Origin of the sequence: Paenibacillus sp. SAF-068 (genome assembly GCF_051967555.1) — a bacterium.
GTDB lineage: Bacteria > Bacillota > Bacilli > Paenibacillales > Paenibacillaceae > Paenibacillus.
Genome location: NZ_JBQCJX010000002.1, coordinates 380,547 through 406,007, shown reverse-complemented (window position 1 = coordinate 406,007; position 25,461 = coordinate 380,547). Strand labels below are relative to the sequence as shown.

The following is a 25,461-nucleotide window of genomic DNA, read 5'->3' as shown; positions in this document are numbered from 1 at the left end:
CGGTCTGTGTACAAGATATTCTTTAACGTAGATATAAATTCCTTTATTTAGGTTATAAACCCAAATAATAAATACTATTAGATCCAATTTTAAGCTTCACAGTAAAAAGGGCCCCGATAAAGGCGCCCTCAGGTCTAATCAACAACTATTTTTGCTTATAAAACTCATGATACAGCTTCATTAACGCCCGCTTCTCAATCCGTGATACATAGGAGCGTGAGATACCCAGTTCCTTTGCAATTTCGCGTTGAGTTCGTTCCTCCCCGCCTGCCTCCAAGCCAAAGCGACCGATGACAACTTCCTTCTCCCGGTCATCCAGGATGTCTAGATTGCGATAAATTTTGCTTTTTTCAATCTTGAGCTGTACCCGATCTACGACATCATCAGCTTCTGTGCCAAGGATATCGATCAATGTAATTTCATTGCCTTCTTTATCTGTACCAATGGGGTCATGCAGGGATACGTCTTTGCGTGTTTTCTTCAGGGAACGGAGATGCATAAGTATCTCGTTTTCAATACATCTCGCGGCAAATGTGGCCAGCTTCGTTCCTTTGCCTTGTTGAAAACTTTCAATCGCTTTGATCAAACCAATGGTTCCGATGGAAATCAGGTCTTCCTGATCTTCACCCGTATTGTCAAACTTCTTGACGATATGCGCGACGAGGCGCAGATTGTGTTCAATGAGCAGATTGCGGGAGTGAGCATTGCCTTCAGCCATAAGGCGCAAATGTTTGGCTTCATCATCCTCAGCCAGTGGCTGGGGGAACGCATTATTTTTGACATACGAGACGAGTAACGTTAACTCTTTAATGAACAGAGCAATTGCGGTAAATAATCCGGGCACAGATGACACCTCCTGCAGTTTTACAACGATCTGGCCTGAGCACTTATGGGAACAGGGTCGATCTATTGTATGTAGGCAGAGGCCCAGAAGTGCACGTACACTCGAAAAAGGGGATGATCTTGCGAAGATTTCACAGACTCACAGAAACGATGGAGCCCACCCGCTGAAGCAGGAGAAATTCTTTCTCCACACTTTCGATAAAATACTTCTTTTCACCAAATAGGACAACATCGTTCTGGACTAATGAAACATCACTTTTAAAATAGATCACATTGTCCGTTTCACGGAACGCACCTTTGTAATAAAACATCATATCCCACTCCTTCATCACAATACCTATACGTATGTAATAATAAATTAAACCAATCTTTACACTCTCATTAACCCCATCTCCAAAATTAATAATACCTCATATGCTTCATTCAGATGACTTGATTCATCATAAAAACAAACAACCCCAGCTCTGTATGAAACAGAACTGAGGTTGCAGCTCATCCAATATGAATTCCAGATATCTGAGAATCCCTAGGAATACCGGTTAATTACTTGAAAATGCGTTGAGAGAACTGATACAAGCCGCTGTTCCAGACAGATGGCTCGTGTCCACCTACATCCAGATACCAGGTATGCGGAATGTTCAAGCTGCTCAAGCCGTTTTTGAAGTTCTGGCTGACCCATAACAGGCCATCACTCGATCCACAGGAGATCCACAACAATTTCAGTTGGCTAGCCACTTGCCCCGGGTTGGACACCAGCTGCGATACAGATTGTGTATTCGGTGCAGCCGAGAAGGCCCCTACCCAGGCGAAGGTATTCAGATTTTTCAATCCGAAGTTAAGTGACTGCCCACCACCCATCGACAGACCGGCCAACGCACGACTATTGCGGTCTTTGTACACCGGATAATTAGCCTCGATATGAGGAATCAGGTCCTTGAGCAGGTCCTGCTCAAACCGTTCAAACGCAGCCACCTTGTCCGGAGCAAAAATGTCACCAATTGGACGGTCGTCCTTCATGGCGCGGCCATTCGGCATGACAACGATCATATCTGACAGCTTGCCTTCCGAATACAGGTTGTCCAGAATGTTCTTCGGTTTCATGGCGTTTACCCACTCATGCTCATCACCGCCGATGCCGTGCAAGAGATACAGGACGTTATACTTTTTATTCTGTGAATATCCTGGCGGTGTATACACCGTCGCTTTCCGTGTATTGCCTACCGTTGTGGAATAATAGGAGATCAGATTGGTATTGCCGTGCGGAATATTGTTTCGATAGGCATCATAACCCGGCGGTGCAGGCACAACCGGAGTGTTAGCCAGCGCATTTTGCCCCGAGTTATCCATGGTCCCGGACGCTCCCTGATCTATTACCGCCTGAATAGGAGTCGGAGCTACCGTTTCCTGCATATCGGCTGCAGACGTCATCGTGGGTACAAGGAGTGCTGCTGTGATGGAGAGACTCAGAATCTTGGACAGACGTTTTTTCATCAAAATCAATCTCCTTTGGAATATGATTTTAAACCGTGTACCAACTTATCACAGGTCTTTCAGATACAAACAAACATTAATTGAAAGCCCTTACATTTTAAAATAAAGTTCCTCCTTTCCAAGTTCCAATACGTCTTGCTGTTCATCACCTTTCCTAATACAGATGCCAACATCAACTATCCATAATTTACAAACAATCCCAGTTACCTCTTCATTATATCACCTCGCAAGTCTTGTACATCACCAAAAAACTTAAATAACTATACCTTTTAGTTAAAAAATTATACTTCTGCACACCCCCAGACCGACCTTTCGATTACCGAACTCTCCGGATCTCATCATGACATAAAAAAAACACCTCAACTCTCCATATTCAATGGAAGAATTGAGGTGAAAGCATTTCATGATCAGCTTGCCGACACGGCCTCTGTAACCTCGACTACCTCTGGTCCATGATGTTTACGTTCCATGAACAGACTGTAGAGCAGTCCCAGCAAGCCCAATCCGGCAATAACTGCTGCATATACAGGTACGGATATAAGACCCGTGTGGGTAATTGCATACCCACCCAGATAGGCACCACCTGCATTCCCCAGGTTAAACGCGGAGTGACTTGATGTTGTCGCCAGCAGCGGCGCTTCACGGGTCATATTCATGATGCGAATCTGCAATCCTGGCATAATGCCAAAGGCCGCAACACCCCAGAAGAATATCGTGATCACCGCAAGATATGGATTCTCCAGGGTAAGCGTTAGTGCAGCCAGAAGGACAGCCAGGATTCCAAAGTTGACGATCAACGAAGGCATTAGCTTCCAATCCGCGAGACGACCGCCAACCATGTTGCCCAACGTAACACCGAACCCGAACAGCACCAGAATCCAGGTCACATTTTGCTCGGCAAAACCGCTAATGTCCACAAGCATCGGCGTGATATATGTGAACACGGCAAACAGACTGCCACAGCCCATCGCGCCAACAAGCAGAATCAATAATACTTGGGGACGAACCAAATTCCGAAATTGCTGTGCGAGGTTCGCTGGTGCGCCTTGCGGGAGAACGGGAATAAAACGAATGATGCCAATCAACGAAATGATACCCAAGATTGTAATTGCCCCAAAAGATGACCGCCATCCAAGTTGCTGCCCGATAAATGTACCAAACGGGACGCCAATGATATTGGCAATTGTTAGCCCCGCGAGAACAACCGATACCGCTCCTGCCCTTCTCTCGGGTGCAACGAGCCGCGTTGCCATGATTGAACCTACACCGAGGAATGTACCATGGGCAAATGCCGTTAATATCCGTGCTGAGATTAACAACCCGTATGTCGGAGCAATGACAGACAATGCGTTCCCGATAATGAAAATGCACATGAGCAATACCAACAGTTTCTTCTGTGGAATCTTGTGCGTAAATACGGTTAAGATCGGCGCCCCTACCGCTACACCAAGCGCATATCCCGTAATGAGCTGTCCTGCCTGTGGAATGCTTACATTCAAGTCTGTTGCCACATTGGGCAGCAGGCCCATAATGATAAATTCAGTCATACCAATCGCAAAAGCTCCAATCGTCAGGCATAACAGGGACAATGGAAATGCCCCTCGTTTACCGGACTGCAAATCCTCTAATTCTGTTTTGTGTCCAGTCGTGCTCATAGATGTTCTCTTCTCCTGTCTCTTAATCAACGATTTTCTGTCGCCTTCAACCACAAGGCTTCTGTTAGTTGTTCGAACGTCTCACGCATAGCCAGCTTGTCCCGCCAGTGTGCAGGAATACCACTTAGTCCATAATAAGCACCTGCAATCTGCCCATACACCGCACCAGTAGTATCCGCATCATCACCCAGATTAACAGCTAACAATGCGCCTTCTTCAAAGCTTGACGACTTATGGAATGCCCATAATGCTGCTTCGAGTGAACGAACCACATATCCACTGCCCTTAATTTCGGGCGGTTCTTTGCTCTGATAGGAACCCCTAACAACCTCTTCAATGGCGGGTGAAAAAGAAGCCTCTTTCCTCCACTGTCGGCAGGTCTCCGGCATAAGCATGACGTTTTTGTCCGCTCCGCGCAGACCAGCAACGATTATCGCAGCCAGTACTTCACATGCCTCCACACTTTCCGTTGCAGCATGTGTTGTCCGAGAGCTCAGCCCGGCATAGCGGATCGCCTCGTTCGGTTGATTGGCATAAGCCATCGCGATAGGCGCAAGCCTCATAATAGAGCCATTGCCCGCCGTCATCGGGTCAGTTGATCCGCTGTAGGCTTCACCAGTGATCTCAAACCTCTCCAAGGCACTTCGCGTAGCCCCGCCGATATCGAAGCAATCACCTGTACTGCTCATATACCCGACCTTGTACCAATTCGTGTATCTGCGCATCTGATCCGCAGGATCAAAGTCAGGCTTGCGTACCAAACTTTCTGCCAGACATAAAGCCATGGAGGTATCATCTGTCCACTGCCCTGGTTCTAGCCCGAATACGCCGCCTCCCACCATATCCGTCACAGGTTCAAATGTACCCGGACTGCTGAATTCCACGGTAGTTCCGAGCGCGTCACCCACGGCAAGCCCGATGAAGCAGCCATTGAAACGGTCCTTTTGCAGCATGTTTGTCTTCCTCCCTTAATCCATATACTTTCAGATCTTTCTTCCATTCTCCCACAGGGCCTGATGTGGCGTAAAGCTAATAAAATCCAATCAATGAAGCTCCATTTCTTCTATTATAAGAGTGTCGAAAGCTGTTGAACGGCCAGATCATCACATTTTCATAAAAAAAGTTTTATTTTTTTGGTCTGTAAAAACAGTTTATTCAGTACACCGCTTACATGCAAAAGGCTTAACGGTTTGCAACGTTCAGCATTTTCTGAAAGCAAGTCATACATGTGAAAATTTTCAATGTAAATAATCATGACGCGCTTGACCCTTCGGTTTGTCCTATGTTACGGTTTTATTAGCATTTAACGCATATTTTTTCCCAAATTAATATTCATTTTCGATCTACTGCGTCAACTAATATCCCGCAGGTTAATGAATACGGAGAATGAATTTGCAGAAAATTTTCATTTTGTTTTATTCCCAAACTAATTCTGAAACAGGAGGAACAAATTTATGATTAAGGCACTGGTGTTTGATTTCGACGGAACGATTATTGATACAGAGACAGCATGGTATATTGCTTTTCGTGATGCTTACAAGGAACACGGCGTAGATTTAACCCTGGAGATGTATTCACAATGCATCGGTACCAGTCTGAAAACATTTAATCCATATGAGTACCTCATTACAGATTTGAATCTTCCAATTGATCGGGAAGCGTTCAGGGAGTCCGTTCAGTTGCAGCACGCTGCATTGATGAACAAAGAGAAGGTGCGTCCTGGTATTCAGGAATATCTTGAACAAGCACGTGAATCCGGATTGAAACTCGCTGTAGCATCCAGCTCCAAACGGGAGTGGGTTGAACAGCATTTGGAACAACTGAAACTGAAAGAATATTTTGAAGTCATTCGTACTGCAGATGATGTTGCGAATGTGAAGCCTGACCCGGAGCTCTACAATCAAGCGCTTGAAGCCCTTGGAGTAACTGCAGACGAAGCCGTAGCGATTGAGGATTCACCTAACGGCGCGCGTGCAGCTGCTGCGGCTGGTATGCACTGCGTAGTCATCTCGAATACCATCACTGGAACACTGGAATTCGATATGCCTCACCAACGGCTGTCTTGCTTGACCGACCTTGCATTTAACGATTTGATTTCGAAGCCACTCGTCACTACCGTCTAAGGTCTGCACGAATTTCGCGATTTAATCCTTAAAGGGGGAGTTCACACATGAAAGCTGTACATTTTGGTGCGGGCAATATAGGCCGCGGTTTTATCGGTCATATGTTGTCCGCTTCCGACTACGAAGTCTGCTTTGTCGCACGTAACCCGAAGAAAATCTCCATGCTTCAACAAAGACAGGAATATCCGATTACACTTGCCAATAGCGAACAGGATACAACGATTGTCAACAACGTGACGGCGATCAACGTAAATGAGCAGAATCTGGTTGCTGAAGAGATCGCTTCAGCCGACCTGATCACAACCGCCGTGGGTGTATCTGCACTTGGAGATATCGCTGAGCCGATCGCCAAAGGAATTCAACTTCGCATGAAAAACAATAACCAGGCGCCACTGCATATTATCGCTTGCGAGAATGCTATAGGTGGCAGTACCCGGCTGAAGAAACGCATCTATCCATTCCTGGATGAACTAACCCGTAATAAAGCGGAACGTTATGTTTCTTTCCCCAATGCAGCTGTGGACCGGATTGTTCCGGCCCAAAACCACAAGGACCCGCTGCAGGTCACGGTTGAACCTTTTTATGAATGGGTCGTTCATCGGCCAGCACTTCTGGATGGTTTTAAGAGAATTGATGGTGTCCACTATGTGGATTCCCTTGAACCTTATATTGAACGTAAAATGTTTACGGTAAATACAGGCCACTGTGTCGCCGCATACTTCGGCTATCTCGAAGGATTCAAAACGATCCGCCAGGTCATGAGCAACTCCACCCTTCGGGCCAAGGTACGCCATGTTATGGAAGAGACGGGTAAGATGCTCATTCACAAGCATGGATTCAACGCACAGAAGCACAACAAATATATCGACACCATACTGGAGCGCTTCGCCAATCCCAACCTGACAGATCAGGTCACCCGGGTCGGGCGTTCCCCCCTTCGCAAGCTCTCGCCTCATGATCGGCTTGTTCGTCCAGCGATTCAGGCCAGTGAATTCGGAATTGAAATTCCTCATTTAACTTCTGCTATGGCGGCCGCAATGCTGTTCGATGACGAACGCGACGAGGAAGCCATGAAGCTACAACACCTGATTCGCGAAGATGGCGTCTCTGCCTTCATCCGTGAACATATGGGAATTCCCGACGAACATTCCGTTCATCAGAATATAATCGCCAGCTATCAGGAACTCAGAGGGCGCAAGGAATCAACTATATTAACCTGATTATGCCTGTCTGTCCTATTAATGTTATTGGTTCGATCCCACAAACTAAATAAAAACACGGTGAAGAAGCCGGGAGGAACCTATGTATGGACATGACATCATTCCTTCCGGCTCTTTGTCTGTGCATAGGCACGGTACGCTTGATAACGCATGTACCCTCAATAAAAACAGCGTATCTCCTCTCTCAAGGAAACACGCTGTTTAGGGATTTTTTTCTACTCATTCATAATGGAATTAAGGGATGCATAGGCCATGGGCAGGAAACCTTCAGAAGGTTCTCCAGTCGGTGCATGAATACGGAAAACGAAACCATTGCCGTCCAGTTCTTTCACAATAAAATACTCTGTTTTCTTATCATTCTGGGACATCATGTACAATCTTGCATCCTTCATCGGCCCGTTACTGAGTTGTTCAGCTGTCAATTGCTTCACTTCTCCGGTCTCGGACAACTCTTCCTTGGCATCCATCTTCAACATATCCAGATTAAAATCCGCAGGCAGCTTCTCAATCTCCACCTCATAATCCGGATCAATCTTCATCGTTAATTCATGGTCTTCCGCGTCAAAAGCCATCGGTTCAAACACATAAAGTGAATAACCTTTCGCTTGTGCCAGTGTCACAGGGCGCTTCTCGCTCATGCCTTCTACCGTCACTTCCAGCTCCGCAGTCTTCGGACGGTTGGACGTTACCGTACCGGCGGTATTGGAACCGTTATTGTCATCACTCGATTCAATCTTTGCAATCTCTGTAAGTACCAGCTGCTTTGTTGTTGCATCAATGGTTCTCTCTACATATTTGAACCGAACGGAATCTTCATCATCCATATCGTCCAGTGACTTCTGCAGATTTTCGCCCACCTGGAAAGACATCGGTTTTTCATTTACACGAATCTCGACGGTGTGCGGGTCAGCCCATCCGGTGAGAATGCCTTCCGCTTCTATTACAGCACTTTCATCCGGCTTTTGCTCGGGTGCTGGTGATTGTTCTTCCGTATTATTCACAGTTGGCTGTGTAGCAGGACTACTGTTCCCACAGGCCACAAGCGAGAATCCCATAAGTAAAACCAGGAGCGATGCACTGACTTTCATTGTATTTCCTTTTCGCATATGAACACCTCCGTTAGCTTATACGCAATGATGCTTGTCCATGTTGCTTCTCATCCATTGGCTTGGCTGTATACTAGTACTTACACGGGAGACAGGCGGCTCAATCATGCAAAATGTCCGAACGATTAATGCAGTCTCTACCTAACCGGCCTGATCCATCTGTACCAGTTTGGCATTGGCTCCGTTAAAAGCTTTGGTCTGGAGGTTAAATTGCTTGCGGAATTCAGCAAGCTTCGCATATTCGCTATTGCGTACCCGAATGGCTCGTTTGATCTTAACCAGATTAGGTTCTGCACTTTCTCTCATCAGATCATATAACTGCTCATCGGCACTCAGACTCAGCTGATACGAGGCAACAAAATTCCCCAATGCACGTGCCCTTGCTTCATATTGATCCAGAACCTTCTCAGCTTGCGCCAATGTTTCTTCTTTTTCAAAGGATAGTTCCTTAAGGGAGCTGCGCAGGGCCACCGTCTTCTCGTTGGTCTGTTGCATGGCCTCTTCCGCCTGTTTCAGCAACGTTCTTCGCTCATGAATATGACCTGCTGCCTGATCCAGCAGTGCTTCGAGATCACTATTTTTGTTCTTGCCTTTGTCTAAAATAGACTTGTATAACTTCATATCTTCCTGCTCATGACTGGCCAGCGTCTTCAAACTCTGATCGATCTCCTGACCGCCGAGCACCAATTGGTTCACCTGATTTGCCGCAGGCTCCTGCGGATCTCCACAACCACTCGCCAGCAGAATTAGCAATACACTCACTGCTGCGAGCGCTACTTTTTTACTCGTTAGCACCCAAGCCCTTCCTCTCTTGCATCATCTTGTTGATCTATTACAAGCGGCTATCTCCGCTAAAATTGGCTACCCAGTGTGCATTCGGATCGTATACTTCGAACTCGTAACCCCGATCTTCGAGCAGCTTCAGAATACGTGGCAGAGCCTGCACCGTCTGCTCCCGCTCATGCATCAGGATCACTTCCTTATCCCGATGTACACTTTTGCTCACGCGGGCTACAATCTTGTCAGGCTGACCGGGAAGATTCCAATCAAGTGAATCTGTCGTCCAGTCCCACATTTTGAACCCGGCCGCAGCAATGTCACCTCTGAACGTCTCACCGATCTGCGGACTGCTGCCATAAGGTGCGCGAATCAGATGAGGTGTAAAACCAATCAAATCTTGTACCATCTTCTGCTCTTTCTTGAACTCTTTCACAAAGTTCGCAGAACTGCCGCTCTTATACAGCTTTTTGTAGTTATGCGTCATGCTATGGAGTCCAGGATAACTGCCTTCCTTCAACAGCCGTTTCACTGCATCCGGATGCTGATTCAACTGTCGTCCAATCATGAAAAAGGTAGCCTTCGCCTCGTGTTGCTTCAAAATATCCAGCAGTTGTTCCGTGTACTCCGTCGGGCCATCATCAAACGTTATGTATGCCAATTTGCGAACCTGACCCTGGAACCGTGCCGGCTCCTCCTTCGCATCCGGAGTAACTTGTATCATGCCGAGCTTGGCGGGCTGTTCAATTACAGTCATCGGAGGCGGTGCCACAACGCTTTTGATCCAATGCGTCATGCCAAGGAATATATAGGTTATACCGGTAACGAAAAGCACCAGGAGCATTAGAGCTATGCTGATCCTTCCATACCGGATTTTTCTTCGTTTATGTGTTTTCTTGCGGCTTGTGTTGTGCGGAATACTGCCACGTTCTCCCGCTCTCTCTTGTTGGACTCTCACTGTCATGCCACTTCCTTACTTTCATTTTTTCCCGATTATTGGTATATTATCTCGTTTCATGTCTCTATATAGAAGATTAATAGAAAAATGATTCGGGAGAATGACAGAATAGTTACAAGCCCGGTTACAATCTACTTATCTCTTTGTTCTATATATCTTTCCTGCGGTTACCTTCTCCTGTATAATGAAGTGATTTACGCCATCAGACTTCAAGAAGGAGCTACACCGATGACAAGTTTGAACCGTGCCGGCAGATCCATCTATCTGTTATTCTTTGTCGGCATTATCGCTATTTCTTTTTCTTCGATCTTTGTACGCTGGTCTACCGCAGATGTTGCGGTTATTGCCATGTACCGTCTATTTCTGACCAACCTGCTGATGCTCCCTTTTGTCTGGAAATATAGACACGAGATGATGCGTCTGAGCTTGCGGCAGTGGGGCTTGTTGCTTGCATCCGGTGTGATGTTGGCCCTTCATTTCCTGCTCTGGATGGGTTCGCTTCGGCTCACCAGTGTTGCCAGTTCCACCGTTATTCTTGCGCTGGAGCCTATACTGATTCTTGCAGGTTCGGTGTGGCTGTTCAAAGCCAAAATTAACCGCATGATGATCATCGGCATGGGCATCGCCCTGCTTGGATCAATCGTCATTGGCGCAGGAGATTTCCAGTTGGCAGGTACTGCCCTGCAAGGGGATATCCTGTCTTTACTTGGCACAATTGCAGTCGCTGTACACATGCTGTTGGGTCAATTTTTGCGAGCGGGACTTAGTGCATTTTCGTATAACTTCTGGGTATTCTTTGTCGCTGCTTGTACGCTGGCGGTATATAATCTGATTATGGGCCACCCATTCGGGGGTTACGCTGCGTCAGAGTGGGGAATCTTCCTGCTGCTCGCCATTGTGCCAACGATCTTCGGACATTATCTCTTCAACTGGCTGCTTCAATATATGAATGCCACGACGGTATCCATGGGCGTACTTGGGGAACCCGTATTCTCTTCATTACTGGCCTGGATGCTGCTCGGCGAATCGCTCAGTGCTATACAGATGTCTGCCGGGGTCGTCATTATATTCGGGGTATGGATCTTCATTCGATATGGCAAAACCAAACCTCAACCCATTCCTGCTGATGCTCCGATCGCTGGCAAAGGGCCTGTTGAACCTACCACGGTATAACGTATTTTTTCGTAATGCATAGTTATAAACGACTCTCCCACTTTCCTAAGGCGGTGTAATTTGATGAAAAATATTGTATCCATGCGCTGGCTGCTCGCCAGAATGTATGAACCGGATGTGATCATTGCCGATTGCCGATTCTTGCTCGGTCAGCCGGAGGCTGGAAGACAAGCTTATGAAGCCGGACATATTCCAGGGGCTGTCTATCTCGATTTGGAAAAAGACCTGTCTTCTCCGGTGTCTGCGCACGGAGGACGTCACCCGCTTCCTGATCCGTCTGTTCTCGCAAGTCGCCTATCCAAAGCTGGGATCGGCTCCAATGCACGCATTATTGCCTACGATGATCAAGGCGGTATGAATGCCTCGCGATTGTGGTGGTTGCTTCGCTATATCGGTCATGAACAGGTGTATATCATGGACGAAGGTTTCTCCGCTTGGCAAAATGCCAAATTCCCGGTGACTCAGGATGTGCCCGTGCAGATCCCGTCTTCCTTTGAGGTGAATGTGCAGCCAGCCATGCTGGCAAGTGTGCAAGATGTGCAACAAGCCTCGGTAACTGGCAGCGCTGCGTTGATCGACTCCCGCGATGCCCGCCGTTATGCGGGTCTGGAAGAACCAATTGATGCTAAGGCTGGACATATTCCAGGTGCGTTGAACTACTTTTGGAAAGATGTGTTGGATTGGGATGGACGTTGGACAGGTACTGAGGTGTTAGAAGAGCGTTTCGTGAAGCTGGGGAAAGATGATGCCATTATCGTCTACTGCGGTTCTGGCGTCTCGGCCTGCCCGAACGTGATTGCACTGGAGGAAGCGGGATATTCGAATGTGAAGCTGTATTCCGGGAGCTGGAGCGACTGGATCAGTTATGAGGAGAATGCGGTGGCGACAGGGGCAAAATAAAAAAACAATATAAAAAATAAGGCCCGCTAGGACACGGGCCTTTTCACATTACTAATTTACGTTGTTGAATTTCACTTTTTTAAGAGTTTGGGCTTATAGGAAAATTCTTTGCACTATAAAATATTCAACTCTTTATCGATCATTAATAACTTACATTTTTTAAAAACTAAGACTATACTTTGAATTTAGTAATAAAAAATTTCTTCAAGAATTTCATCCACTTCCCAGCTAAACAATATTTTAATTTTATCAAAATGCTTTCCATACGATAGTTGTTCTTGATATCGATTGTAGCTATGTTCATCAATTTGCATGTTATATAAATTCGCATCTTGAAAATCAACACCATTGAGATCACAATCAATCCAAGTAGAATATCTCAGGTCTGCATTTCTCAAATGTGCTCTATAAAAATTATTATCATAGAGATGAGCATAAGTAAATTTTGCACCGCTAATGTCAGAATCGCTAAAATCAGTTTCTTTACATGTTGCATTATCAAAATTCGACATGGATAACTCTGAATTTGCGAAAATGTTCCCCTTCATTAGAACAGAATCGAAGTTACTCCGAATGCATTCTACATCTCTAAACGTTACTGAACTTAATTCAGCCCCTTGGAAATTAGCTCCATTCAAATTCGAACTAGACATAGAGGAGATTACTATTCTTGAATTTGAAAAGTTTACACCATCTAATCTACTATATATCCATTTAATAAATGTTAATTCAGAATCTGATAAGTCAAATCCTGATAGTGTTGAGTACTCATTTAGTCTTAGTCCTGAAATCAAATTTTTAGACCAAGTTGGGTGGGATACTCCAAACATATGTTGATGTGTGCGAATCATTTCCACAATAGTATTAATAGTATTATCTGAGAATCTTAAACCATAAGGCCTTTTCGCTATCTCCTGTAAAGTAAAAAGTGCGATCCATCGATCTGTATTATGATGAGTAAAGTCTCCATCCTCATCAATAACAAGAACCTCATTATCAAATAGACTACTCTCAAATCGTGCTTTTGTAAGCAAATACTTAGTTTCATTCGAAAGTATTTCTATACACAAGTTTACAATCTTCTTTAATACGTGTTGGTTTATCGGCCACTCGCTTAGTAAAACCTCAGGTATAATATAATTGGTTGAATGTATTTCAGCTTTACTCAACCAAGAACTTTTTATTTCGTGATTAAAAAATGTAGAGTTCGTATCATATAGACCAATTGACGCTATAATTGGAAATAGCATCTCTCTTGCCTTTTTCACTTTTTTCGGTATTTTCAAATCAGCAGATGTATCCTTTGATGCTAAGTTCAATAATTCTAGTAATCCCTGAAAAAAAGCCATAGTTTGATTAGTGGGATATCCAAGCATTAATTTCAGTCGCGCATTTGAAATTTCTGGTTTTTTAACCAAACTATTAGTTATTAATATTTTCAAGTAATACTCTGCAAGTAACATTTCTGCAAACGATTGATGTTGAAAATAGAACGTATCTTCTTTATTTCCAAAGTAAGAATGCGACAAGAAACGATAGTGAAGTACATCGTCTTTTTCATTGACAATATTTTTGCCATAGATTGTTCTTACTAAATCAATTTGTTTGAGGTGACCTTGTTTATTGTCCCTTTGGTTATACATCCACAATGCAGCCGAGGCATGAAGTAGGTTTCTGTGCTTTAACTCTTCTTCTAAGGAGTATTTATCCTTGATCTCTTCGTCACCCATATACTTTGCCTCTTTAGTAAGGAGATTAAGAAATGATAAATAAATACTCACCCGGTTGTTAAACGAAAAACTTACATTCGAAATAATTAATTTATAAAGCATGTATGTTATTATCGGTCGTAGTAATTCATCTTGCTTTAAACCAGAGTTTTGAGCCATGAAACGAAATGGACTATCTCCAGACAAAGTTAGCGAAATCAATCTCTGGTTCATTTTATTATTTTTTTTTATTGATTCGCTTTCTTGCCTCATAAATAAAGTTCTAAAATACATATCAAATTGCTGTGGTAAGAAACCATATATAGATAAATAGAATTTTTGTGTAGAGTCCTTAGGAATGAATGCATTTTCCTTTAATGCTTTCCTAATGCAGTTTAAGTAAATAGGTCTTGAAGAAATAAGAATTCGATTATTATTCGAAACTTCTGGCTTCAATAAATTTAATCTCTCAATAGAAAATAGAACCTTTTGTATATTTTCCTCTGTTATTTCACCACATTCGTCTAATGAATCAATTAGAAAAATATAAGTTTTTTGTTTATAGTAATCCTCATTCAAACTAATACCATATCGAAATTCTAAATAACCACCTATACACCCAAACTTATGCTCCGCATATCTCTCCCATTTCTCCGCGACATTTTTCAAATTCACATAAATAGGAAAAAAATCACTTTCGCTGTACATATACTTTTGAGCCAAATTGGAAGCTGCATACTTGTAAAAGGAAGATTTCCCTTTACCGAACTCAGCGAAAGTAAACAATAATCTTCCGTGAAATGTTTTCGAAGAAAGCGGAAAAAATGATTGAATCAAATCTTCAATCATTTGCAGCTTTGGTCGACTTAACTTTCTTTCGTCACCGTATGACTCAATATTTTCCCAAAATGCAACTGTGGGTTGATATGGTAAATTTTCATCATCACCACATTTAATATTCTTAAGACTCATCATTTCATTTAAATAAAACTTTTCTTCGTCACGAATTAGTCTCTTTGAGACTGCAATATCATTAGATTCTAATAAAGCATTAATACTACTAAGTGAAGTTGCACCTAAAGCTTTCCCATTTTTTTCGACAGTAATGACGCCAACTATATGGTTATCTATTATTAAAGGAGCTCCTGAGAGCCCATCAAAAACCAATCCATTTTTCCCTTCATTAACATTCAAGTCAATATTATATGTTTTATCACCAACTAGATTATCTAAGGTTACTTTACCTGTAAATCTTCCACCTGTCGGTTCTCGACTCGCAGGATAACCAAAAGTACTCCACTCTTTATCAGGAAGAATTTTTTCACCGGCTAATAGGAAAGAGTTTTCAATTTGTAATAAGCCATCAATGGAAAGAAGTGCTACATCATTTATCTTATTAATTAATTTAGCAGTAACATGTAAATTCTCATTGTAGGGAAAAGAGATCTTAATTTCCTCTGAATCATAATATTCAAGAGTATGATATGCGGTAAGGGCAAGTGAATCGGAAATCATAAACGCCGTTCCTCGTTTTTCACCACATTCAAGTTGTCCAATAAAAGTTGGTGAAAAATCTACCATTTCTACACACCCTATTTCTATATATTTATTAAAGTATTTAAAGAGTTTCCATACTCAATTTCATATTTATACTCATTTTGGTAATCCATATTCTCGTAAAACTTTGAGCTGTCTGTCTTATAATTGAACACTAGGACTCTCACATCGTTCGATATAGGTCTAGCAATTATTCGTGCAATAGTTTCTTTAGAAGGGTGATTATATTTAAAACCATTCGTTGAAAAAATATAATACTTTGCATCCACTAATTCAAGTAAAGCAGGACTCATACTGCCACTGCCTCCATGATGGGAAACCTTAATAGCCGAAAAGTATATTTTTTTACTTTCGGAGTATTTTTTCAAACTCTGTTCAACATCAGAAGGATGTGCATCTCCAAGAAATAGAATTGATTTTTCCTTGAAGGACAATACAAATGATATAGAACTACCATTAGCAATAGCAGTATCTTCTATGAAAGAATTTTCAATTAAATGCTTTATGCCATCATTTTGACTGATTGGTCTTACTCTATCGCTATCCATGTCGGAGGCAGCCTTTTGCGCAATCCAATACTCAAATGCCTCAGAAAAGATCATATTATTTCCTTTTTTTTCAATTCCTAGCTCAAATAACTTAGATTTCCATATTTTTTTCAACATGGTAAGTTTGTCAGTTGTTGGGGTTAAAATTGTTATAGTTACATCCTCATCAATTTGCACTATTGGTAAATCTTTTGAATGCTTGGAAACAACAACTGCTTTATTACCAAAACTTTTGTTCCAGTTATAGCCTCCTTTCAATAGCAAGTCACAAACTGCTGAACCTTGTACTACACCAATGGGTTTAGACAGAATCATCTCTTCTTCATCTTGAGGATACCCCAGAGCAAGTATAGATCTTAACTTATCTTTTAAATCTGACTCATCAGCAGGAAACAACTCATCATCGGAACTATTTAATAGACTATTATGCCATATCTCATCAACTCCAATAATTTTAGGGGATGCTGATGATTCATTTTCTTTTAGAAACGGAATTGCGCCGTTGATATGATCAGAATCAATATGAGTAAAGACAGCAAGTGCTAGCCTTTCATTGTTCTCATTAATAAGCTGAAGTCTCTTTTTCAAAAACTTATAATATGTACTTGAAAATCCAAAATCTACAATAATATGATTCTGATATTTGTCTCCATAATTGATTAAGAATGAGTCCCCATAGGAACTCGGGAACATCTCTATGCACACATTAACCCCCATAAAATCAAATCCTTATCTTATTCTAATATTATTCAACAATATACCACATAATTAATTTGTCTTTATATGGTTTAATTCAGGATGAGATTTTGAACATTTCACTTCAATACTTAGGTAGGATCATTCTCAAATCACATTCACAAAATTTACTACACACTATCTAAAATACATTATACTAAAAGATTTCTCTTTTTGTCTTTCCAAGTATAAATACTAAACTTTTAAAAACCTTAATCACTTCTGAGGAACATCAGTGCAACTCATTAAATCTCTAGTTCCCGCCTCTATCCTACTTCAACATCAAAAAAGACTAATTTCTCCTTAATTAATCCTGACTATTCCGCCTCAAAAATCGCTCTCACAACAATCACAACCAGTTAGTTCTTTTGTGATATGAAATTACTGCGGCATAATAAAACTTATTAATGTAATTTATCAGTTTATCATTGCCATAACGGTACTTAAAACACCTCCACAGGCAATCTCGCTGGAAGAAGCCGAGTATTCAAATGTGAAGCTGTACTCCGGGAGCTGGAGCGATTGGATTAGTTATGAGGAGAATCCGGTGGCTACCGGTAATGCGGAAGCTGACAAAGACGTATCAGTATATCGATGTTGAATACATCGCCAGGCAGCTTATCTGCCCCGGCGATGTATTTTTCTATGTTCGGAGTCAACATCGAGTTAACAACACCACCCTGTAAGTATTTACAAGCGCACAGAAGTAGACATCAAGGGGTAGCTTTTTTTTGAATTCATGATAACAGAAAAAACCGTGATGGACGTCCGTCCACCACGGTTGAATAACCAATTCTATTGTTGCTTTTTACTTAAAGATACATTTGCTGTTAACGTCTTGTCGATCGTCGTCCAGTTCACATAAGCACCGAGTATTTCATTAATAACAGAAACCGGAACTACGGTCTCGCCATTTAAAAGCTTAGGTACTTTACTATTGAACACCAATTTATCGCTAATTGAATACACATCTGAACCAATTTGAGCACTTATATTTTTCGTGCCTAATTTGATTTGCGTGGAACGCGTCTTATGATCCCATTCTACTGTGCCGCCCAATAGCTCCGAAATGGTTCGAATCGGTACGTAGAACTCATCGTTATGAACAACCGGTTTGATTGTCGTACCACTTACATTCATTGCAACGTCAACATATTCAAGGAAATCGGTCTTTCGAATGAGCCCATGAACGCCTTTTGTTCGGTCCACGACCTGAGATACTTCGTAATCCGTTGCCGCCGATAGGTACGCATAAGCTACACTTCTATCCATATCAAGCTTATCGGATAAGAATTGAATCGATTCTCGTACTGATTCTTTCATTGCTTCATCCAAATCAGGGTCCAAGCCAATTGGAATCCAATAATCCTCCGTTTCAGCAAAGGGTTGTGTAAAATCTCCACTATGTGGGAGTGATGGATCACCTTTCTTTAACACCGTTAACCGAACTGTCCCCCTTAAGGAAGCTTCCAATGCAGTTAACGCCACTTCTCCATCCCCTTGAGCAAAGTGTGGATCTCCAGTATAGAATAGCCCCCCTTTAACTTGGATCGGATAATAAATAGTTGCACCAACACCCAACTCATTAATATCCATATTTCCTCCCGTTTCAATAGGTGGGATCGAACTCACAACTTCACTGGTATTCGGTGCAACCCCCATAACACCTAGAAACGGGTTAATGGGGAAACGTACATTTTTGCCAGTTTTTGTTGGTAATACCCCATACCAGTTGCCGTTGATTTCTTCTATGGGTGTAAATATAGATACATTATTATATAATTCCGGTTTTGTTGCGCTAGCTCCCTCTTGTGGGCCTTTATTTTCTGGAAATTCGTTAGGAAGGGCACCTTTCCCATGGCGGTTAGAAATGACACCATAGGGAACTCGAGTTTGCAACGAAAGGACTTCTACTTTAAGAACGTCACCCGGCTCCGCTCCCTCAACCGCTACTGGCCCAGTGATAATATGAGGTCCATCTTTTACAAAATCATGCTTAATCCCAGAAGCTGTAATTGCCTTCGCATCATTCAACACCCCATCGGATGAGATACCGAATTTGCCGAAGTACTCCACTGGATTTCTCCCTTGATCCTCCATCAGTCCCTCATGCGATACCGTGTCAAATGTTACAGCACTTCCTGATGGTACAGTAAGAATCGGAGAGCTGTCTCGATTAGGCAGTGATCCCCAGCGAATGTTCTCAACCGCAGACGTTACATAATAATCACCTTCAACCCTCTCAAGGGTTGTTGGTTGCAGTGGCATACTAAAGCCCACTGAAGGTAGAGCAAATGTAAACATACTTATAATCCCTACTGAAACCCCAAATTCCCTAATCGTCCGGTTAATAAACATAATGCTCCCCCTCTTTACTATGTAATATTACCTTACACAAATAAACACTAACATAAAATTACATATACAACAATATCATTTTTGTTAAAAAACATAACATAAAAGGCTAGCATTAAAGAATAAACTTATAAAATATAAAAAAAACGTAAAGATACCTAACATTTAAAAAGCGTATTAAACTTAAATACATTTCCTAAATTTGATGAACATTCGTTAGAGATTTGAACAAACAAAATGAAGTAAGTTGGAGCGACTAGATCAGTTATGAGGGGAATGCGGTGGTTGCCCTTATTTTGTCATCTATTAAACGTGGTAAAATTGGATTTAGACCTGCTAAACTTATTGAGGGGTACTCCTCGATCCATGAAGAAGAGGTAAACAACGATGACGGAGTCATATCATGGAATACATTCGAATTTGCAATTTCCAAGCAGCATCTTTAATATCGACCGCAAAGATGTTCCAGCATTGACGCCGAATCACTGATTATTCAACATACGGCGGGACCAAGCCGTTAAAACCAAAAACCTCCGCTGGAGGAGGCTTCAGGTGTTGCTGATCACTAACAATCGTAGTTCTTACCTCTAATGATACAGGATCTGCAAAAGAAAATGAGGAGAAGCATTCATGAGTCCATGAATCAGGATTATCACCCATATTTTACGATAGCGGGCCCATAAATAACCAAGAAACAGACCCGTAACCCCATGATTTGCAATCACTGTTGCCACATCCATATCCCACTGACCACTTCCTTGAATGGCGACATGCCAGATGGACCATAGTATTGAAACTAGTAATATGGCGGGCCATCTTCCAAGCAACGCCTCCAATCGAGTCTGCAACCATACCCGATAAAAAACTTCCTCCAATAGGCTATTGATCATAAAACCAATCAACACCAGGAGAAGTAATTCTGTCGTATCGGTTGCAGTGATTGCTGCTTCTGGTTGTGCAATTGGAGAATAGAACTTTAGATAACCCCACACCACAATAACGATTAGTGGTGCGATGACGTGTCTGTGGGTGCGAGGCTTTGCAGAGATAATATCTTGCTGTCCGCCAGTCATTTTTCGATAAATCAGTAATAAAATCAATGGGATGAACAATAATGTCGTCAACTTGAACGTCAAATAATATAGCTGGAAATGTAATCCTTGCGGGTCTATCGTTATCAGAGAAACCGTAAATAAAACACCTGACAGCAGTAATACGATCGATTGAACGACCAAGTGCTGTTTCTTCATCTGTTGAAAAGACGAGGGATATTGACTTTTATAAGGAATCCTCCGGATTAGAACAATGCCAAGGAATGCCGGCAACATACTATGCCATATTGGAATCACTTCCTCACGATCAGCCGTGTACCTTATATTCAAGTTTCCGGTCCACACTAACCACAATACAGCAGCAAATATCATGATCATGCATAATAATCCGATTGCCTTTCCCCATGCTGGAAGCATTATTTTGAATTGCTGATTCATTCTACCTGCACTCCTTTGAGCGGCATGTCTCGTTTGCCCCATTCTTTTTTTAATTCAGTTGAGTTAAATAAACTCTAGCACATTTCAGCTTGAGCGTCTATTTATTTCAGTTGAGTTAAATAATATGGTATTCTGTATGTATGCCAAAAATCGTGGATCATGAGAAAATGAAGAATATTATCGCTGAAGCTACTTGGAAAATCATTAGTGAGAAAGGTATTCATCATGCAACGTCAAGAACAATTGCGAAGGAGGCCGGATTATCACAAGGCGCTTTAAGACATTATTTTTCCAAACAAGAGAGCCTATTAGCATTTGCAATGGAGTTAGTTAAAGAAAAGGTACTTACTCGGCTGAGCAATCTGAATGCAAGAGAACTGGCGCCTCAAGATAGAATTGTTGAATACTTGCTTGAGCTAGTGCCGACTGATGAACAGACATTATTGGAAATGGAGGTTTGGTTTGCATTTGTAAGCTATGGAAAAACGCAAAAAGGGTTCGATGCCAATTATGAGGACCTGCAAAATGCAATAAGAAACTGCATTACTTACTTGAAAAATGAAGGTCTTTTGCGCACTACCGATGAAGAGAAGGAACAGGAAAAACTGTATGCCTTTATGAATGGGATGGCGCTCAATTTGTATCTGGAGCCGGATAAGATAAATCGAACACGAAGCAAAGAATTGATACAAGACTACATCCATTGGATTATACGTTAGAGGAAAACCTGATTCGTAATCGGGGAAAAATAAAAACCAAAGAGCCCACGTTATGCGCGGGCTCTTTAGTTTTTATTATTTTCATGTTGCATTCTAGATGCTTACATTTCCGACTTCTGTCACGTTCAGATTTAACTTATGTTTTTGGCATACTTCGTAAAAATCTTTTGAAACGATGGGTTTGAAGATATTGATATAATCCAGCATAAAAAATTCATTCTCACCAATTCGCTCATCATGAAGGCAGATCCGAGATGCAACTTTGACGATCTTACGTGGAGGTTGTTGTACAGATGCAGCAATGACTGCCTTGCGCCCATATTCAGAACGTTCATAATCGAAAACATCCAGACGATTAAGGTGATGTACAGTCCAATAGGTTTCTTCCACCGTACGACCGTCGTGGTAACATACCGCTGTCGGAATAAACTGTGCGTTTGTATTCGTTTCCTCCAACAGCTTTTTAAAACGATCTGATACATGTCTTGTACCTGTGATCGTCTCAAAATAATCTACATTCAGATTGCGCACCGAAGACAATAACTCAACCTCTGCGGTTGTCCCCTCTGGCAAAGGATTCTCTACCGCCACATAATTCATATCTAATTGGGGAGTAAAAGTCGTTCCACCACTAATAAACCCTCTGCGTGGATATTGAGATTCCAGAAAATAATAGTTCAAAGAATGATGTCTCCTTTCCGAATGAAGTGCTTTTCATCCATTGTACTGTTTTAGAGGTTTAAGTTTCGATTAGTAGGGAATACAAAAAAATCGAAGTGTCTAAGTTGATGTCAATAAAGAGTCAACTTGCATGCAAAAAAGGGGCCGGATCACTCACTAAAGTGAGTACCCGCCCCCTTGCTTTAATATACATATGAATATACAGACCTTAAGCAACACTTTAACAGATCGAAAAGAAACAGTCTATTTTTTGGAAAAATGTTCTATATATTTATATTGCTGGCCGGCAAAATACAGATGAAACGGAGCATAAATCAATGATGTTCAACAACCATCTTACGCGTGAAGAATTGCAGGATTATGTGTACAATGTATTTGGTGCCGGTTATCTCATAACGCAGAGTGCAAGAGTTCATGGAGGCGCACAAAAAGTCATTTACAAAATGGACTTCAAGAATGGTTTTACTTGTATGTTGTACGTTTGGGATATTTCCAGCAACTATTTTCAGGAAGAGATCGTGAATGAATCCACTTTTCACAGTTCATATGGCAGCGAACTTTTCTCTTTCAATACACGCTTTCTCGCAAAACATGGAATTCGAACACCAACCTTGTATCACCTCAATAACGATAGGAATCGGCACGCTTATGATTTTGCTCTTGTTGAATATGTGGATGGACAGAAGGCCGAAGCCTATTTCCAGCATAAAAATCACAACGATCGGGATATATTGTTTCAACGGATCAGGGATATGTTCTCTACTATGCATAATATCCAAAGAAATGTTTATGGAAACGCTAACGATAACAGAAAAAAGGCCGAGCCTTGCTACAAAGTTAAGCGGTTGGATGCAGAGAAAGCCCTATCCTATGCATCCAAGCATATTACCGATATTAGAAAAAATGAAGAAAGGCTGCTTGAGAAACTATACGAATTGGAAGCCGCAATTCAACCCAGAGAGCTCTATAGTTTCATCCATGGAGAGCTGGGTCCGGATCATATATGGATCGATCATGCAATGCAACCATGTCTTATTGATATTGAGGGCGCAGAATTCTTCGATCTCGAACATGAGCATAGCTTTCTGGAGTTTCGCTTTGGAGACTTTTATCACTATTTAAAAAATAAAGATCTCGACCCGGCGCGGATGACATTTTATCGATTTTGCCATCATTTATCTTTGGTATCCGGAGGGTTGAAACTGCTTCATAGACAATTCCCCGATCAGCAATTTGCTAGAAATCTCGCGAAGTATCATGCCAGATGCGCAATTCAGATGCTTATGTGATAAGAGCCATACACATGAATATGGATATAAGACTGGAAGGAGATTTAAACATGGAATTTATGTACGAAGATGAAAGACTTGCCGTGAGCGTTATTCAAGCCATTCACACTGGAGATATTTTATCGTTACAGCAACTGCTGGCAGAGAATCCGGGATTGGCAGAGATAAGAATATTGGAAAGAAAGCCTGACAATATAGATTCAGACTCTAGTATCTCTCGAACGCTGCTGCACGTGGTGACAGATTGGCCGGGGCACTTCCCTCATGGAGCGGATACTGTGCGAGTATTGACCAAGTTCGGTGCGGAAGTGAACGCTCCTTTTGTCGGTCCACATATCGAGACACCTTTGCACTGGGCTGCAAGCTCCAATGACGTTCAAGTGCTCGATGCCCTTCTTGATGCTGGCGCAGACATTGAATCGCCGGGCGCGGTGATCGCCGGTGGTACGCCGCTGGACGATGCTATTGCTTTCGCACAATGGGATACAGCCCGACGCTTGGTTGAGCGTGGCGCGGTCTTTGCCCTTTGGCATGCAGCCGCTCTTGGAAATATTCGCGCCATACAAGAACACTTTAAAGGAACTCAACTCCCGGAATGTTATCCTTGGGGAACGAGCACCTCCCCTTCTCCTCCCGATGCAGTAACCGTTGCCTTTTGGTGTGCTTGTCATGGAGGTCAAAGAGAATCAGCAGAATACCTTCTTGACCGAGGCGCCGAACTGAACTGGATAGCCCCCTGGGATGGAATGACTCCACTGGACACGGCCAAACGACATTCATGGGTTGAACTGATTCCATGGCTTGAAAGTCAAGGTGCAAAATCCGCGAATGAGATTAACAGGTAGATGAATGGCTGCCGTGGAAATGCCACTCCCCAGTAACTGTGAACATGAAAAGCTGCAACAAAGCTGAAATGACTGGAAAAGAAAAGCCCTCGATCTTCGTTTTTTTTGCGCGTGCTTATGGGTTAACTTCCCTGCTGTCCAGAATAATCAAGTTTATCGCGGAAGTAGACTCAAGGTTGTTCAAGGCTCCTCGCCTTTTAAAGGCTCTACGAATTGTGCTCACAAATAAACAGGGACCTCTCACCATCATGGCAAGGGTCCCTGTCTGTACACTTATTACATAGGCTGATGCTCCATTAAGTGATGGTAAGCCCACCGCTTGCATAACCGGCCACAGTTGTAGCCACATCGATTCCGGCTGTTACGGATGCCGAGAAGACCATCAGCAGGCGGTCACCTGCCGATACCGGAATACTCAGTCCCGTAGTTAACCCGCTGGATATTGTGCCCAGTGCCAAAACTCCGGTGAGTGCAGGAGCCAAAGTTACCAATGCACCCGGTACAGCTGTGAAGGAGTTATTAGGTGTAGTGGAACGGAATAATTGTGCAGTTATCGTTACTGTAGATCCAACCAAGCTAAGTCCGGCAGTCGTGCTGAAATAAGCAGCCAGTGAAGTAATCGTTCCTGAACGTGATGCTGAGAAAGCAAAGTTAAGCAAGGTACCCGCAGCACCAGTGAGATCAATAATTCCTCCGGTAACACTTACTCCTGTAGCACTGTTGCCAAAACCAACTAGGCTGGAAGTATTCAAAAGTCCACCCAATACCGTAGTCAACGCAACCGGAAGTCCTGATGCATAAGGAATAATTGCTCCAGAACCTGTCGCTCCCGTTGCCCCGGTTACACCTGCTGTACCTGTTGCTCCGGTTACCCCGGTTACACCTGCTGTGCCTGTCGCTCCGGTTACTCCCGTTGTACCCGCTGTGCCCGTTGCTCCGGTTACTCCGGTTGTACCTGCTGTGCCCGTTGCTCCCGTTACCCCGGTTACACCTGCCGTACCCGTTGCTCCGGTTACCCCGGTTACACCTGCTGTACCTGTCGCTCCCGTTGCCCCGGTTACACCTGCTGTACCTGTCGCTCCGGTTACTCCCGTTGTACCCGCTGTGCCCGTTGCTCCCGTTACTCCGGTTGTACCTGCTGTGCCTGTCGCTCCCGTTACTCCGGTTGTACCTGCTGTGCCTGTCGCTCCCGTTACTCCGGTTGTACCTGCTGTGCCTGTTGCTCCGGTTACCCCGGTTACACCTGCTGTACCTGTTGCTCCGGTTACTCCGGTTGTACCTGCTGTG

At 43.0% G+C, this 25,461-nt stretch carries 21 protein-coding genes; 7 read left to right on the top strand and 14 right to left on the bottom strand.

Features of this window, described 5'->3' with window-relative positions; all coding sequences use genetic code 11:
* Positions 1-145 precede the first annotated feature (145 nt).
* The 5 genes from sigK to ACTHPG_RS15735 all read right to left on the bottom strand — a co-directional run bounded on the left by sigK (position 146) and on the right by ACTHPG_RS15735 (position 4,942).
* The gene (sigK, locus tag ACTHPG_RS15755; RefSeq protein ID WP_090915017.1) at positions 146-844 is read right to left on the bottom strand and encodes an RNA polymerase sporulation sigma factor SigK; all 699 of its coding nucleotides are present in this window, start codon (positions 842-844) and stop codon (positions 146-148) included.
* A 130-nt stretch (positions 845-974) separates the two neighbouring features.
* On the bottom strand, positions 975-1,157 hold the full coding sequence (locus ACTHPG_RS15750; RefSeq protein WP_440390531.1) for a hypothetical protein: 183 nt from the start codon (positions 1,155-1,157) through the stop codon (positions 975-977).
* 229 nt (positions 1,158-1,386) lie between these two features.
* Positions 1,387-2,334 carry an alpha/beta hydrolase gene (locus tag ACTHPG_RS15745; protein WP_440390530.1) on the bottom strand — a complete coding sequence of 316 codons (948 nt, stop codon included), beginning with the start codon at positions 2,332-2,334 and terminating at the stop codon, positions 1,387-1,389.
* A gap of 407 nt (positions 2,335-2,741) precedes the next feature.
* Positions 2,742-3,989 (bottom strand): MFS transporter, encoded by a 1,248-nt coding sequence (locus tag ACTHPG_RS15740; RefSeq protein ID WP_440390529.1) that lies wholly within the window; start codon positions 3,987-3,989, stop codon positions 2,742-2,744.
* A 26-nt stretch (positions 3,990-4,015) separates the two neighbouring features.
* Positions 4,016-4,942 (bottom strand): ADP-ribosylglycohydrolase family protein, encoded by a 927-nt coding sequence (locus tag ACTHPG_RS15735; RefSeq protein ID WP_440390528.1) that lies wholly within the window; start codon positions 4,940-4,942, stop codon positions 4,016-4,018.
* Positions 4,943-5,443: 501 nt separating this feature from the next.
* On the opposite strand from ACTHPG_RS15735, the gene ACTHPG_RS15730 reads away from it, so the two are divergent.
* Both ACTHPG_RS15730 and ACTHPG_RS15725 read left to right on the top strand, forming a co-directional pair.
* Positions 5,444-6,112, top strand: a complete 669-nt coding sequence (locus tag ACTHPG_RS15730; protein ID WP_440390527.1) for an HAD family hydrolase — start codon at positions 5,444-5,446, stop codon at positions 6,110-6,112.
* A gap of 47 nt (positions 6,113-6,159) precedes the next feature.
* Entirely contained in the window at positions 6,160-7,332 is a 1,173-nt protein-coding gene (locus ACTHPG_RS15725; protein WP_440390526.1) for a mannitol-1-phosphate 5-dehydrogenase, read from the top strand.
* A 215-nt stretch (positions 7,333-7,547) separates the two neighbouring features.
* Here the strand turns inward: ACTHPG_RS15725 and ACTHPG_RS15720 are convergent, their stop codons facing one another.
* From ACTHPG_RS15720 to ACTHPG_RS15710, 3 genes are all read right to left on the bottom strand, one after another.
* Positions 7,548-8,438 carry a hypothetical protein gene (locus tag ACTHPG_RS15720; RefSeq protein ID WP_440390525.1) on the bottom strand — a complete coding sequence of 297 codons (891 nt, stop codon included), beginning with the start codon at positions 8,436-8,438 and terminating at the stop codon, positions 7,548-7,550.
* A gap of 141 nt (positions 8,439-8,579) precedes the next feature.
* On the bottom strand, positions 8,580-9,233 hold the full coding sequence (locus ACTHPG_RS15715) for a YkyA family protein (protein ID WP_440390524.1): 654 nt from the start codon (positions 9,231-9,233) through the stop codon (positions 8,580-8,582).
* 37 nt (positions 9,234-9,270) lie between these two features.
* On the bottom strand, positions 9,271-10,179 hold the full coding sequence (locus tag ACTHPG_RS15710) for a polysaccharide deacetylase family protein (protein ID WP_440390523.1): 909 nt from the start codon (positions 10,177-10,179) through the stop codon (positions 9,271-9,273).
* Positions 10,180-10,401: 222 nt separating this feature from the next.
* On the opposite strand from ACTHPG_RS15710, the gene ACTHPG_RS15705 reads away from it, so the two are divergent.
* Together ACTHPG_RS15705 and ACTHPG_RS15700 are read left to right on the top strand one after the other, a co-directional pair.
* Positions 10,402-11,346: a DMT family transporter gene (locus ACTHPG_RS15705; RefSeq protein ID WP_440390522.1), complete on the top strand. Its 945-nt coding sequence runs from the start codon at positions 10,402-10,404 to the stop codon at positions 11,344-11,346.
* Between the two features lie 63 nt (positions 11,347-11,409).
* The gene (locus ACTHPG_RS15700) at positions 11,410-12,246 is read left to right on the top strand and encodes a sulfurtransferase (RefSeq protein WP_440390521.1); all 837 of its coding nucleotides are present in this window, start codon (positions 11,410-11,412) and stop codon (positions 12,244-12,246) included.
* Positions 12,247-12,431: 185 nt separating this feature from the next.
* Here the strand turns inward: ACTHPG_RS15700 and ACTHPG_RS15695 are convergent, their stop codons facing one another.
* The 4 genes from ACTHPG_RS15695 to ACTHPG_RS15680 all read right to left on the bottom strand — a co-directional run bounded on the left by ACTHPG_RS15695 (position 12,432) and on the right by ACTHPG_RS15680 (position 20,640).
* The gene (locus ACTHPG_RS15695) at positions 12,432-15,536 is read right to left on the bottom strand and encodes a pentapeptide repeat-containing protein (RefSeq protein ID WP_440390520.1); all 3,105 of its coding nucleotides are present in this window, start codon (positions 15,534-15,536) and stop codon (positions 12,432-12,434) included.
* A gap of 17 nt (positions 15,537-15,553) precedes the next feature.
* Positions 15,554-16,777, bottom strand: coding sequence for an MBL fold metallo-hydrolase (locus ACTHPG_RS15690; RefSeq protein WP_440390519.1), 1,224 nt, complete (start codon positions 16,775-16,777; stop codon positions 15,554-15,556).
* 813 nt (positions 16,778-17,590) lie between these two features.
* Complete coding sequence (locus tag ACTHPG_RS15685; RefSeq protein WP_440390518.1) at positions 17,591-19,153, bottom strand: acetamidase/formamidase family protein; 1,563 nt, start codon at positions 19,151-19,153, stop codon at positions 17,591-17,593.
* Positions 19,154-19,737: 584 nt separating this feature from the next.
* A complete protein-coding gene (locus tag ACTHPG_RS15680) occupies positions 19,738-20,640 on the bottom strand; it encodes a lysostaphin resistance A-like protein (protein WP_440390517.1) in 903 nt (300 codons plus the stop codon).
* A gap of 140 nt (positions 20,641-20,780) precedes the next feature.
* Here ACTHPG_RS15680 and ACTHPG_RS15675 point away from each other — a divergent pair, with 140 nt between their 5' ends.
* Positions 20,781-21,359 (top strand): TetR/AcrR family transcriptional regulator, encoded by a 579-nt coding sequence (locus ACTHPG_RS15675; protein ID WP_440390516.1) that lies wholly within the window; start codon positions 20,781-20,783, stop codon positions 21,357-21,359.
* A gap of 93 nt (positions 21,360-21,452) precedes the next feature.
* Here ACTHPG_RS15675 and ACTHPG_RS15670 read toward each other — a convergent pair whose 3' ends face one another.
* Positions 21,453-22,040: an imm11 family protein gene (locus ACTHPG_RS15670; protein ID WP_440390515.1), complete on the bottom strand. Its 588-nt coding sequence runs from the start codon at positions 22,038-22,040 to the stop codon at positions 21,453-21,455.
* A gap of 362 nt (positions 22,041-22,402) precedes the next feature.
* On the opposite strand from ACTHPG_RS15670, the gene ACTHPG_RS15665 reads away from it, so the two are divergent.
* Both ACTHPG_RS15665 and ACTHPG_RS15660 read left to right on the top strand, forming a co-directional pair.
* On the top strand, positions 22,403-23,329 hold the full coding sequence (locus tag ACTHPG_RS15665; protein ID WP_440390514.1) for a phosphotransferase: 927 nt from the start codon (positions 22,403-22,405) through the stop codon (positions 23,327-23,329).
* A 14-nt stretch (positions 23,330-23,343) separates the two neighbouring features.
* A complete protein-coding gene (locus tag ACTHPG_RS15660) occupies positions 23,344-24,174 on the top strand; it encodes an ankyrin repeat domain-containing protein (protein ID WP_440390513.1) in 831 nt (276 codons plus the stop codon).
* A 296-nt stretch (positions 24,175-24,470) separates the two neighbouring features.
* Here ACTHPG_RS15660 and ACTHPG_RS15655 read toward each other — a convergent pair.
* Positions 24,471-25,461, bottom strand: a 991-nt coding sequence (locus tag ACTHPG_RS15655) for an exosporium glycoprotein BclB-related protein (protein WP_440390512.1), incomplete at its 5' end; no start/stop codon positions are given.